This window comes from Rubrivivax gelatinosus IL144 (genome assembly GCF_000284255.1).
Taxonomy (GTDB): Bacteria; Pseudomonadota; Gammaproteobacteria; order Burkholderiales; family Burkholderiaceae_C; genus Rubrivivax; species Rubrivivax gelatinosus_A.
This window is the reverse complement of sequence record NC_017075.1, coordinates 1479964-1492240: the sequence shown is the minus strand read 5'-3', so window position 1 is coordinate 1492240 and position 12277 is coordinate 1479964. Positions and strand designations below refer to the sequence as shown.

At 72.8% G+C, this 12277-nt stretch carries 10 protein-coding genes; 5 read left to right on the top strand and 5 right to left on the bottom strand.

All coding sequences use genetic code 11. The features are described 5' to 3' along the window. The first annotated feature begins 128 nt into the window (after positions 1-128). Genes RGE_RS07120 through RGE_RS07105 form a run of 4 tightly spaced genes read left to right on the top strand, consistent with a single transcriptional unit; the run spans position 129 to position 6352 of the window. The gene (locus tag RGE_RS07120) at positions 129-1307 is read left to right on the top strand and encodes an HD-GYP domain-containing protein (protein WP_014427660.1); all 1179 of its coding nucleotides are present in this window, start codon (positions 129-131) and stop codon (positions 1305-1307) included. Next, positions 1297-4998: a PAS domain-containing sensor histidine kinase gene (locus RGE_RS07115; protein ID WP_014427659.1), complete on the top strand. Its 3702-nt coding sequence runs from the start codon at positions 1297-1299 to the stop codon at positions 4996-4998. Before RGE_RS07120 ends, RGE_RS07115 begins: the two co-directional genes overlap by 11 nt. 29 nt (positions 4999-5027) lie before the next feature. Beyond that, positions 5028-5849 (top strand): thymidylate synthase, encoded by an 822-nt coding sequence (locus RGE_RS07110; protein ID WP_014427658.1) that lies wholly within the window; start codon positions 5028-5030, stop codon positions 5847-5849. A gap of 2 nt (positions 5850-5851) precedes the next feature. Beyond that, positions 5852-6352 carry a dihydrofolate reductase gene (locus RGE_RS07105; protein ID WP_014427657.1) on the top strand — a complete coding sequence of 167 codons (501 nt, stop codon included), beginning with the start codon at positions 5852-5854 and terminating at the stop codon, positions 6350-6352. Between the two features lies 1 nt (position 6353). Here the strand turns inward: RGE_RS07105 and xth are convergent, their stop codons facing one another. After that, the gene (xth, locus tag RGE_RS07100; RefSeq protein ID WP_014427656.1) at positions 6354-7130 is read right to left on the bottom strand and encodes an exodeoxyribonuclease III; all 777 of its coding nucleotides are present in this window, start codon (positions 7128-7130) and stop codon (positions 6354-6356) included. 199 nt (positions 7131-7329) lie between these two features. On the opposite strand from xth, the gene RGE_RS07095 reads away from it, so the two are divergent. Then, positions 7330-7611 (top strand): hypothetical protein, encoded by a 282-nt coding sequence (locus tag RGE_RS07095; RefSeq protein WP_014427655.1) that lies wholly within the window; start codon positions 7330-7332, stop codon positions 7609-7611. 19 nt (positions 7612-7630) lie between these two features. Here RGE_RS07095 and RGE_RS07090 read toward each other — a convergent pair whose 3' ends face one another. From RGE_RS07090 to RGE_RS07075, 4 genes are read right to left on the bottom strand one after another with little or no spacing between them, the layout of a single operon-like run. Beyond that, entirely contained in the window at positions 7631-8518 is an 888-nt protein-coding gene (locus RGE_RS07090; protein ID WP_014427654.1) for a hypothetical protein, read from the bottom strand. 5 nt (positions 8519-8523) lie between these two features. Continuing rightward, entirely contained in the window at positions 8524-10044 is a 1521-nt protein-coding gene (locus RGE_RS07085; RefSeq protein ID WP_014427653.1) for a WG repeat-containing protein, read from the bottom strand. 56 nt (positions 10045-10100) lie between these two features. Further along, positions 10101-11312: a trans-sulfuration enzyme family protein gene (locus RGE_RS07080; RefSeq protein ID WP_014427652.1), complete on the bottom strand. Its 1212-nt coding sequence runs from the start codon at positions 11310-11312 to the stop codon at positions 10101-10103. A 56-nt stretch (positions 11313-11368) separates the two neighbouring features. Further along, the gene (locus RGE_RS07075) at positions 11369-12091 is read right to left on the bottom strand and encodes a hypothetical protein (RefSeq protein WP_014427651.1); all 723 of its coding nucleotides are present in this window, start codon (positions 12089-12091) and stop codon (positions 11369-11371) included. Positions 12092-12277 lie beyond the last annotated feature (186 nt).

The window sequence follows — 12277 nt, the reverse complement described above, 5'->3', positions numbered from 1 at the left end:
GGCCGCGGCCGGCCGGCGGAAGAATGCGGAAGCGCTGGAAACGCAAGGCTTTTGCCCTGACCGAGGGCCGAGGTCCGCCACTAAGCTGCCGGGACGTTCAGAGCGCCCCTGCCCGAGAGGAAGCCGACTTGCCTGCCGCCCTGTCCCTGCCGTCCGGCCCGGAGACGATCCTCATCGTCGACGACGAACCGGCCAATCTGAAGATCCTGGCGACGATCCTGGGGGACAAGGGTTATCGCGTCATCGCCGCGTCCAACGGCGAGACCGCGCTGCGCCTGGCCGAGCGCCCGCCGCTGCCGGCGCTGATCCTGCTGGACGTGATGATGCCGGGCATGAGCGGCATGGTCGTGCTCGAGAAGCTGCGCGAGAACCCGGCCACCCGCGCGATCCCCGTCGTGATGGTCACCGCGCTGGGCAAGGAGCGCGACGAGGAGACCGGCCTGCAGGCCGGCGCCTCCGACTACATCAAGAAGCCCTTCAGCCCGCTGATCCTGCTGGCGCGCGTGCGCACCCAGCTCGACGCGGCGCGCCTGCGTGCGCTGCTGCGCGACGAGCTCCAGCGCGAGAAGCAGCTGCGCGACCTCGAAGGCGACCTGATGCAGACGGTCGTCATCCGCGCGCTGGCCCACCTGGCCGAGACGCGCGACCTGGAGACCGGCAACCACATCCTGCGCACGCAGAAGTACGTGCGCGTGCTCGCCGAAGACCTGCGCCGCCACGGCTGGGAGCTGTCGGACTCGACGATCTCGCTGCTCGAACGTTCGGCGCCGCTGCACGACATCGGCAAGGTCGGCATCCCCGACGAGGTGCTGCTGAAGAAGGGCAAGCTCACCGACGACGAGTGGGTGACGATGAAGAAGCACGCCCGCATCGGCGCCGACGCGATCACGCGCGCCGAGGAGGACGTGCAGCAGGAGATGCGCCTGCGCTGGCACGACGGCGAGATCGACGACAAGACGCGCGACCTGCTCGACTGCCTGCGCATCGCCAAGGAGATCGCCCACCGCCACCACGAGCGCTGGGACGGCCGCGGCTACCCCGACGGCCTGGCCGGCGACGCGATCCCGCGTTCGGCACGGCTGATGGCGCTGGCCGACGTCTTCGACGCGCTGATCTCCAAGCGCTGCTACAAGGAAGCCTGGGACTACGGCCACGCGCGCACGACGATCCTCGAAGGGCGCGGCACGCACTTCGACCCGGCGGTCGTCGACGCCTTCGAGCGCTGCTACGACGAGTTCTGCCGCATCGCGACGACCTTCGCCGACCCCAAGGACGAGCCGCAGGACAGCGCCGACCGTGCCGCCTGACAGCGCCGGCGCGCCGCGCCGGTCCCGCCTGACCGCGCTCCGTGTCGCGCTCGGCTACGCCGGGCTGGCCTCGCTGTGGATCCTGCTGTCCGACCGTTGGGTCGAACACCTGATGACCGATGCCGAGGCGCGGGTGCTCGCCGGCATCGCCAAGGGCTGGGTCTTCGTCGCCGTCACCTCGCTGCTGCTGTACGTGCTGGTGCGCCGGATGGCCCCGGCCGAGCCGGCGAGCGGCCGGCCGCAGCGCGGCGAACGCGTGCTGCCGGCGCTGGTGGCGGCGAGCATCGTGCTGCTGACGGCCGCCGGCCTGGCGCTGGCGCTGCGGCAGCAGCACCGCAGCACCGAGCAGACGCTGCGCTCGATCGCCGACCTGCGCAGCGCCCAGGCCTCGGCCTGGGCCGCGGTGCACCTGGCCGATGGCGGCCGGGTGCGCGAGATCCAGCCGTCGCAGTTGCAGGCGCGGCTGGAACTGCTGCGCGCCGAACGCGGCTACGCCGCCGTCGCCCTGCTCGACGCCCAGTGGCGCAGCGTCTGGTCCTCGGGCCCGGCGCCCGACGCGCCGCAGGACGCTCCCGACCTGCACCCCGACAAGCCCCGCCTGCTGGGGCCGCAGCTCGACGCCGAAGGTCTGCCGCACCTGTTGCTGCTGGTGCCGCTGGCGCCCGGCCAGGCACCTGCCGGCGGCTACGCGCTGCTGCAGCTGGCCGCCGCCGACCTGCCGCCGCTGGCGCTGGGCGGGATGACGATGGAAGGCGCGGCCACGGTGCTGGTGCGCCGCGACGGCAACGACCTCGTCTACTTCGGCGCGCCGGCGCGCAAAGGCTTCGCGATCTGGCGCCGCCCGGCCGACGACTCGGCCATCGCCGCCACCAGCCACCCGGCGGGCACGCTGATCGACGGCGGCGACGAACGCGGCGAGGCCGCGCTGGGCCTGCTCGGCCCGATCGCCGGCACGCCCTGGCAGCTGCTGACGCGCGTCGACCACACGGTGATCGAACGCCAGCGCTGGCAGGCGGCCTCGGGCGTGCTGCTGGCCGCGCTGCTCGCCGGCTTCGGTGCCACGGGGCTGCTGGCGCTGCGCCGCCAGCGCGAGGCCATCGACCGCCACGAGGCCGAGCGCCTCCGCCAAGCCGAACGCGTGGAGGCGCTGGCGGTGTTCGAGGCCATCGCCGACAGCTCGCCGGACATGATCTTCGCCAAGGACCTGCAGGGGCGCTTCCTGCTGTTCAACCGCGGCGCCGAGCGTTTCACAGGCGCCTTGCGCGAACAGATGCTGGGCCGCGACGACTCGGTGCTGTTCCCGCCGGACATCGTCGCCGGGCTGCGCGCGGCCGACCGCCGCGCCCAGGAAGGCGTCATCGAACTCGAGGAGACGCTGCCGACGCCCGACGGGCCGCGCGAGATGACGGTCACCAAGGGCCCGCTGCACAACCGCGCCGGCGAGCTGATCGGCGTCTTCGGCGTCTCGCGCGACGTCACCGACCTGCGCAAGGAACGTGCGCTGCTGGCCGAGACCAGCCGCATCGCGCGCATCGGCGGCTGGAGCTACGATGACCGCACGCGCCGCGTCACCTGGACCGACGAGATCCGGCGCATCGTCGAGGTCGACGGCGAGATCGACCCGGGCATCGGCTTCGCGCTGGGTTTCCTCGGCACCGAGTCGCGCGAGCAGCTCCAGGCCGCGCTGCAGGCCAACCGCGAACACGGCGTGCCACTCGATCTGGAGCTGCCGGTGCAGACCGCACGCGGCCGCGAGCGCTGGGTGCGCATCGTCGGCCAGCTGGAGTTCGAGGGCCGCCGCGTGCTGCACGCCCAGGGCTTCGTGCAGGACGTCACCGAAGCCAAGACGCTGCGCATCGAACTCGACCGCCACCGCGCCGAGCTCGAGCGCCAGGTGCGCGAGCGCACCGCCGACCTGGAGGTCGCCCGCGCGCGCGCCGAGGCCGGCATGCGCGCCCGCGACGCCTTCATCCGCATCATCAGCCACGAGTTGCGCACGCCGCTGCACCAGATCCTCAACCTGGCGCCGCACCTGCACCGCGACGACGGCTCGCCCGAGGACGCTTTCGTCGACGCCGCCGACCGGCTGGCCGAGATCCTCGAGGACGTGCTGACGCTGTCGGAGCTGGAGGCCGGCGGCGTCGTGCCGCGCAGCGCCGACTTCGAGCTCGGCGCGCTGCTGCACCAGGCGCGCGAGCAGGTCGAGGCGGAGGCCCAGCGCAAGGGCCTGGCGCTGACGGTCGACGCCGGCTCGGTGCCGCTGTGGCTGCGCGGCGACCCCGCGATGCTCGGCCGCGCGCTGGGCAACTACGTGCGCAACGCGGTCAAGTTCACCGCCGAAGGCAGCGTCCAGATCATCGCCCGCCGCGTCGCCGAAGACGCCGAGGGCGTGACGCTGCTGCTGGAGGTGCGCGACACCGGCCCGGGCATCGACCCGGCGCAGCAGCCGCGGCTGTTCGGCGCCTTCGAGCCGGGCGACCTCTCGATGACGCGGCGCCACGGCGGCGCCGGCCTGGGGCTGGCGCTGACGCGACGGCTGGCCGAGCTGATGCACGGCCAGGTCGGCGTGCACAGCCGCCCGGGCCGCGGCAGCCGCTTCTGGCTGCGCGTGCACCTGCCGCGCGGCCGCGACGTCTCGACGCGCCCGCCGGGCCAGCTGACCGTCGAGGCGACGCTGCGTGCCCGCCACGCCGGCACGCCGGTGCTCGTCGTCGACGACGACCCGGTCAACCGCGAGAGCGCCTCGGCGCTGCTGGGGGCCGTCGGGCTGAAGGTGCTGCTGGCCGAGAACGGCCACGAGGCGCTCGAGCGCCTGGCCGCCGACCAGCCGGCGCTGGTGCTGATGGACCTGCAGATGCCCGAGCTCGACGGCCTGGGCGCGGCACGCGAGATGCGCCGCCGCGGCGCCACGCTGCCGATCCTGGCGCTGACCGCCTCCGACGCCGACCAGACGCTGACCGAGTGCCTGGCCGCCGGCATGGACCACCACGTGCACAAGCCGGTGGAGCCGCGCGCGCTGTACGAGACGCTGCTGCACTGGCTGGGCAGCGGCGCGGCGGACGCCGACGAAACCGAGCAGGACACCGGCGCCCCGCACCCGGCCCCGGCCGAGGCCGCGCTGCCGCCGCTGCCCGGCGTCGACACCGTCGATGCCTTGCTGCGCTCCGGCGGCAGCGGCGCGCGGGCGCTGGCGCTGCTGCGGCTGTTCGTGCGCACCCACGCCGACGACAGCCCGCAGCTCGAGACGCTGTGCGCCGAGGGCCGCTGGTCGCAGCTGCGCCAGCTCAGCCACGCGCTGCGCGGCGCCGCCGGCAACGTCGGCGCGCGCGAGGTGCACCTGGCGGCCACCCGGCTCGAAGCCCTGCTCGACGAGCAGGCGCCGGTCGCCTCGCGCCAGGAGGCCACGCGCGTGCTGTCGGCCGCGCTGGCCGAACTGATCGACGGCGTGCGCTCCCTGCCCGAACCCGAGGCGCCCGCCGCGCCGTCACGGTCCGTCGGCGACCCGGGCGTCGCCGTCGCCGGGCTGGCGCTGCTGCTGACCTCGGGCGACACCGCCAGCGCCTCGTTCATCGCCGAGCACGAGCCCGAGCTGCGCCAGTCGCTGGGCGCCGAGTTCGAGCATCTCAACGATCTGGTCGAGTCCTTCCGCTTCGACGAGGCCGCCTCGCTGCTGGCAAGGCACGCGGCCTGAACCCGGGCGCGGCCGCGGATAATCCGCGCATGACCGACCCGATCCCGCGCCCGGTGCGCTCGCAGTACGAGGATTTCATGCGCCACGTCTACACGACGGGCGTGCACAAGGGCGACCGCACCGGCACCGGCACGAAGAGCGTCTTCGGCCACCAGATGCGCTTCGACCTGTCCGAAGGCTTCCCGCTGGTGACGACCAAGAAGGTCCACCTCAAGAGCATCATCCTCGAGCTGCTGTGGTTCCTGCGCGGCGACGGCAACGCGCGCTGGCTGCAGGAGCGCGGCGTGACGATCTGGAACGAATGGGCGCGCGAGGACGGCGACCTGGGCCCGGTCTACGGCGTGCAGTGGCGTAGCTGGCCCAAGCCCGACGGCGGCACCGTCGACCAGATCGCCGAGGCCGTGCGGCTGCTGAAGACCGACCCGGACTCGCGCCGCATCGTCGTCAGCGCCTGGAACGTCGCCGAGCTGCCGAAGATGGCGCTGATGCCCTGCCACGCCTTCTTCCAGTTCTACGTCGCCGACGGCAAGCTCAGCTGCCAGCTCTACCAGAGGAGCGCCGACATCTTCCTCGGCGTGCCCTTCAACATCGCCAGCTACGCGCTGCTGACGATGATGATGGCCCAGCAGTGCGACCTGGAACTGGGCGACTTCATCTGGACCGGCGGCGACTGCCACCTCTACAGCAACCACTTCGAGCAGGTGCAGACCCAGCTCGCGCGCGCGCCCTTCCCCTACCCGACGATGGAGATCCGCCGCCGCCCGGCGTCGATCTTCGATTACGAGTACGAGGACTTCGTGCTGCACGACTACCAGCACCATCCCGCCATCAAGGCGCCGGTCGCCGTCTGACGATGACGACGCTGGTTCTGGTCGCCGCCGTCGCGCGCAACGGCGTCATCGGCCGCGACGGCGTGATGCCCTGGCACCTGCCCGAAGACCTGGCGCACTTCCGCCGCACGACGCAGGGGCTGCCGGTGCTGATGGGCCGGCGCACCTGGGAGTCGCTGCCGGAGCGTTTCCGCCCGCTGCCCGGGCGGCGCAACATCGTCGTCACGCGCCAGGCCGGCTGGGCCGCACCCGGCGCCGAGGTCGCGGCCTCACCCGAGGCGGCGCTGGCCCTGGTCGCCGACACGCAGCGCGCCTTCGTCATCGGCGGCGGCGCGCTCTACGCGGCGCTGCTGCCGCACGTCGACGAGCTGGTGCTGACCGAGATCGATGCCGAGTTCGACGGCGACACCCGGCTGCCCGAGACGCTGCGCGACGGCTTCGCCGAGGTCGCACGCGAAGAGCACCGCGCGGCGGCGCCGAACGAGTTCGGCTACGCCTTCGTCACCTACCGCCGCGCCGCCTGAATCAACCGAGCTCGACCCAGACCGGCGCGTGGTCGCTGGGTTTTTCGCGCCCGCGGATGAAGCGGTCGACCTCGGCGGCCTTCAGCCGCGCCGCGGCGGGCGCGTTGAGCAGCAGGTGGTCGATGCGCAGCCCGGCGTTGCGCTCCCAGCGCTGACGGAAGTAATCCCAGTAGGTGTACATCGCCGCGTCGCCGTGCAGCGTGGCCAGCGCGTCGGTGAAGCCCAGCGCCTGCAGACGCGCAAAGGCCTCGCGCGACTCGGGCTGCAGCAAGGCGTCGTTCTGCCAGCCCTTGGGCGAATAGATGTCGCGCACCGCGTCGGTCGGCACGACGTTGTAGTCGCCGGCCAGCACGACCGGCGCGTCCAGGCCCACCAGCGTCGCGGCGTGCTCGTGCAGGCGCTGCATCCACTTCAGCTTGTAGTCGAACTTCGGCCCCGGCTGCGGGTTGCCGTTGGGCAGGTAGAGCGCGCCGACGATCACGTCGCCGACCTGGGCCTCGAGGTAGCGGCTGTGGGTGTCGTCCGGGTCGCCGGGCAGGCCGCGGCGGCGTTCGACCGGCTGCGCGCCGCGCGCCAGCACGGCGACGCCGTTGAAGCCTTTCTGGCCGTGCCAGATCGCGCCATAGCCGGCGGCTTCGATGGCCTGCAGCGGGAAGGTCTCGTCGGATGTCTTCAGCTCCTGCAGGCAGGCGACGTCGGGGGCCGATTCGGCCAGCCATTCGAGCAGCCGCGGCAGGCGCGCCGTGATGCCGTTGACGTTGAACGTGGCGATCTTCATGCGACCGATCGTAGCGAGTCGGGGCCGGGCCGTGGCTGGATGCAAAACCATCACCCCTCGCCGCGCTTGAATGCCCGGCGGCCCGGGCTACGTTGGGACAGCGAAGGCGCCGCCCGAACGGGCGGCCGCCCGCCACCGCAGGGACGCCGGCCGCCGTCCGCTGCGGTCGCCGACAGCCTCGCGGCCGCTGGAGATGGCGATGACACAAACGACGATGGCCGGTGGCTGGTCGCAGTTCCGCTTCGAGCTGAGCGAAAGCGATCGCGACGTGTTCAACGGGGCGATGCACGGCCTGGTCGGCGTCGGCTACAAGCCGCTGGCCGTGGCGACCCAGGTCGTCGCCGGCCTGAACTACTGCTTCCTGTGCAAGGCGCACCCGGTCTATCCGAAGGCCGAAGAGTACGCCGCCGAGGTCTACATCTACGCGCCGCCGCCCCCGGCAGCGCCGCACATCAGCGAGATCAAGCTTCTCGTTCCCTGAGCGCCTCGCACCGGACGCTTCAGCGCGGCGCCGTGGCTTTCAGCCAGCGCCGCGCCGCCTCGGCGTCCGGCGCCTGCGCTCCGGCCTGCTTCAGGTAGGCCTGCAGCTTCGCCCGGCCTTCCTCGCTGCGGCCGGCCTTCATCAGGCTCAGGCCCCAGCGGTAGGTGAACACCGCCGGCAGCGGCTCGCCGACGGCAGCGATCTTCTCGAACACCGGCAGCGCGCCGGCATCGTCCTCGGCCAGCAGCCGGGCCTTCAGTTCCTCGCGGTAGACGGCCAGGCGTTCGGCCGGCGGCATCCATTGCGGGGTGCGCGAGGCCAGTTCGTCGAACTGCTCGCTCGACAGCTTGATGCCCGCCTGCCCTTCGGCACGCGGCAGCGCGAGCAGCAGGCGCACGGTGGCCGGGCGCGGCAGGGCCGCCGGCAGGCGGGCCAGCAACGGCGGCAGCGGCAGCATGAACTGCCCGTCGCGCACCGCGACGACGGTGTCGACGCTGGCCAGCGTGCGGTTCTCGGCGTCCAGCGCCAGCAGCTGCGCCGGCACGTCGAAGCTCTCGAGGCTGCGCACCGAGGTCCAGCGCGTGCGGCCGGTCGGGTTCTCCTCGGTCATCGTGCGGCCCAGGCCGGCGATCGAGGGCCGGTCGCCGCTGCAGCCGCCGCCCGGCGCGTTGCAGGTCCATTCGTAGCGGTAGCGCGTGCGCTCGGACTCCTGCTCGAACCGGCGCTCGACGACGGTCGCGCTGAGCACGTCGTCGACGAAGCGTCGGCCCTCCAGCGCCAGCGGGTACGGGCCGCGCACGGCCTCCCAGCGGCTCTCGGTGGACTTGGGCACCCACATCGGCAGGTAGTCGTCCGCCGCCGCCGGCAGCGCGGCGGCCAGGGCGAGCAGTGGCAGCAGTCGGCGCATCGTCTTCAGCGGCTCAGGCAGAGCTGGCCACGCTCGGTCCAGCTCTTCAGCACACGCAGCTCGCGACCCTGGCGGTCGATCTCGCGCTGCTCCCAGTCTTCGCGGTAGCCCTCGCAGCGGCCGCTGGACGAGACCAGGCGCGCGACCTCGGCGCGGCCGTCGGCGAAGGCGCCGGCACGCTGGTAACGCGCCGGCACGGCAACCTGCCCGCGCGTGTCGAGGTAGCCCCAGGCGCCGCGCTCGCGGAACGCGGCCAGGCCGTCGGAGAACTCGGCCATGTCCTCGTAGCGCGGCGCGAGCACCCAGCGGCCGTCGATGTCGACGACACCCCAGCGCTCGCCGTCGCTGGCCGGCGCCAGCCCGCCGGCGAAACGGCGCAGCGCCTTCCACCGGCCCTCGCCGACGAACTGTCCGTCGCGATCGACGAGGCGCCAGACCTTGCCGTCGTAGACACCGCCGCGGCCCTCGGCAAAAGGCAGCACCGCCTGCCAGCGCGGCTCGACCCGCGGCTCGCCAGCCGGGCTGCGGTAGCCCCAGCGGCCGCTGGCGGCGTCGCGGTAGGCCTCCAGACGCCCGCCGCAGCGCTGCGCGGTGGCCAGCGCCGCCGCCGCGGCGGCGTCGAAACCGGCGCCGGCGGGCACGATGTCCTGCGCGGCGGCGCAGCGCTGGCGCTGCAGTTCGCGGCGCCGCGCCTCGTCGCGCTCCCGCTGCTGGCGGGCCGCCTGGGTGTCGCGCTCGGCCACCTGCGCCTGGCGGCGCGGCAGCGTCTGGGCGTCGACCTCGTCGAACATCGTCTCCAGCGGGTCGGCCGCGTCGCGGCGCCGGGCCTGGGCCTGGCGGCGGCGTTCCAGCTCGCGCACCTCCTCGTCGGCAAGCACGCGTTCGTCCAGCACGCGCAGCGCGTCGAGGTCCAGCTTCAGCGTCACGGCCTCCAGCTGGTGCGCGCTCTCGCGCAGCGTCGCCTCGGCGAGGAAGCGCCGGGCCTCGTCGGCCGGCAGCCAGGCGTCGGCACGCTGCAGCATCTTCTCGCCTTCCAGCCCCGGCGTGCCGCGCAGCAGCAGGCGGTTCCAGGCCGGGCTGCCGGGCACGTTGAACGAGGGCCGCGGATCGCCCTCGGGATGGGCCGCGCCGATGTCGCAGACGATCCACGCGGTGTCGACGCGGCCGGCGCCCAGGCGGCGGTCCAGCGGCAGCACGAAGCGCGCATCGGTCAGCGCGACGCGTTTCCACACCGCTTCGGGCGTGTTGGCGCGGATGTGGTCGAAGACGCGGCCGCCGCTGCGCGGCGTCTTCATCTGCGCCGTGCCGAGCTGCCAGGTGGCGCTGCAGAAGACGACCGGCTCGCCCATCAGCGTCCAGACGCGGGCGTCGAGGTTCAGGCGGATCGTCGCCCAGCTGCCGTCGTCCAGGCGCGGCGCGAGGTTCAGCCGCCAGCTGCGCTGGAGGTCGACGACGGGGCCGGTGGGCGCGGCGCCGGCGGCGCCGCAGGCCAACAAGGTGAGCAGCAGGACCAGGCGCGCGCGCATGGCCGCATTCTTGGCAGCCGGTCGCCGCGGCGCCCTGACCTGCCGCAGGCGCCGCTTCAGGCGTCGAGCACGCGCGACAGGTCGGCGATCAGGTCCTCGGGGTCTTCCAGCCCGACCGAGAAGCGGAAGATGCCGTCGCCGGCATAGGCGTCCCAGGACGCGCGCTGCGCCGGCGTGTCGAGCTGGAACGAGGTGCGCAGCAGGTCCTCGCTGGCGAGGTAGAACAGTAGCGAGCGGTGGTGGCCCAGCGACACCGCGTAGTGGATGACACGCAGCTGCTCGGCGCAGCGCCGCGCCAGCGCGGCACCGTCGGCGACGCGGAAGGTGACCATGCCCGAGGCGTTGCGCATCTGGCGCTGCGCCAGTTCGTACTGCGGGTGCGACGGCAGGCCCGGGTAGATCACGCGTTCGACGCGCGGATGCGACTCCAGGTACTTCGCCAGCGCCAGCGCGTTCTCGGCGTGGGCGCGCATGCGCAGCGGGAAGGTCGCCAGGCCGCGTTGGATCAGCCAGGCGTTGAAGGGGCTCAGCACGCCGCCGAAGCGGATCGCCGTGCGCTGGCGCAGCGCGGCCAGCGCCTCGGCTCCGCCGAGCACCGCGCCGCCCAGCGCGTCGCCGTGGCCGCCCAGGTACTTGGTCAGCGAGTGCACGACGAAGTCGGCACCCAGCGCCAGCGGCCGCGTCGCCAGCGGCGTCGCGAAGGTCGAGTCGACGGCCAGCCGCGCGCCGCCAGCGTGCGCGATGTCGGCGACGGCAGCGATGTCGGTCAGGCGCAGCAGCGGGTTGCAGGGCGTTTCGGCGTAGACCAGGCGTGTGTTGGGCCGCATCGCGGCGGCGACCTGGGCGAGGTCGGAGGTGTCCACGCGCGTGATCTCGATGCCCAGCGAAGGCAGGATCTCGCGCGCCATCTCGGAGGCCGCGGCGTAGGTGACGTCGCTGACGACGGCGTGGTCGCCGGCCTTCAGCAGATGCATGAACAGGCTGCTGACCGCGGCCATGCCGCTGCCGAAGGCGACCGCGGCTTCGGCGCCTTCGAGCGCGGCCAGCTTGACCTCGAGCTGGTGCACCGTCGGGTTGCCCCAGCGCGTGTAGATCCACTTCGTCTCGTCGTCCATGTCCTCGACCGAGAAACCGGCGTCGGCGCCGGTGACGAAGGTCGTCGACATGACGATGTTCGGCGCCGAGGCGCCGGTGGCGGGGTCGGGGGTCTCGCCGGCGTGGATGGCGAGGGTCTGCAGGCCGGCGGAGGGGGCGGTCGGATGTGACATGGGCGGCATCGGATTCGAACGCACCCGATTGTGCGCGCCCGAAACCGCCCGACCGGTCAGCGCGGCGCGGGAATCAGCTTGAGCGCACCCAGCGCGTCGGCCATCGACTTGTCGATCCATTGCATCAGCCCCACGCGGACCGACTCGCGCTGGACGTCGCTGTACTGGTCGAACGACGCCAGGATCGGCAGTTGCGGCGCCTTGCCGTATTCGCAGGGGAAGTCGCTGCCCCATTGCCAGGCGATCTCCTCGCCGGTCTTCACGTCCATGACGTCGACGATGTAGGCGGCGTAGACACAACGCCGAACCAGGCCGAAGAACGAACGTTCAATCAGCCCGTAGCCGGGTGTGAAGAAGCCGCGGTCCTGCGTCGAGGCGGTGCCCGGGCGGACGATCACCAAGCGGTCGAAGCCCTGGCGCGCACCGGCGGTCTTCAGTTGCTGCCAGCCGTCGACCGGCATGCGGTCGGCGACGAGTTCGCCGCGGTCCAGGGGAGCGGCCTCGAAGCTCGACCGGTCCTTCAGCAGCGCGACGGCGCGGTCGGTGGCGTAGGCGTCGACCTTCCACTCCGGCACCTGGGCGACGAAGCTGTCGTTCTGGAACACCGTGGTGCCGATGCGCACGCCATACAGGCGATCACCCAGCAGCGAGACGACACCGATGCGCCGGGTCTGCGACAGGTCCTCTTCGGAGACCCCGCGTTTGGCGCCGAGCACGGCGCAACCGGACAGGAGCGAAACCAGCGCCCAGGAGGCGAGCAGCAGCAGCGGACGACGCATGGCAGAGACAGAACGCCGAAGTTGGTGAAGCGGCCATGATGGCCGCCGCCACCGGCCCCACCGTGATGCATCGCAAGCGGCCATCCCTCGGAACAAGGAGGCGGCGTTGGGGGACGAGGGGGATGAGGGCGCGGGGGGGCTTGGTCCTCGTTCAGCCCTCGCGCGTGAAGTCGCGCAAGAGCCTGA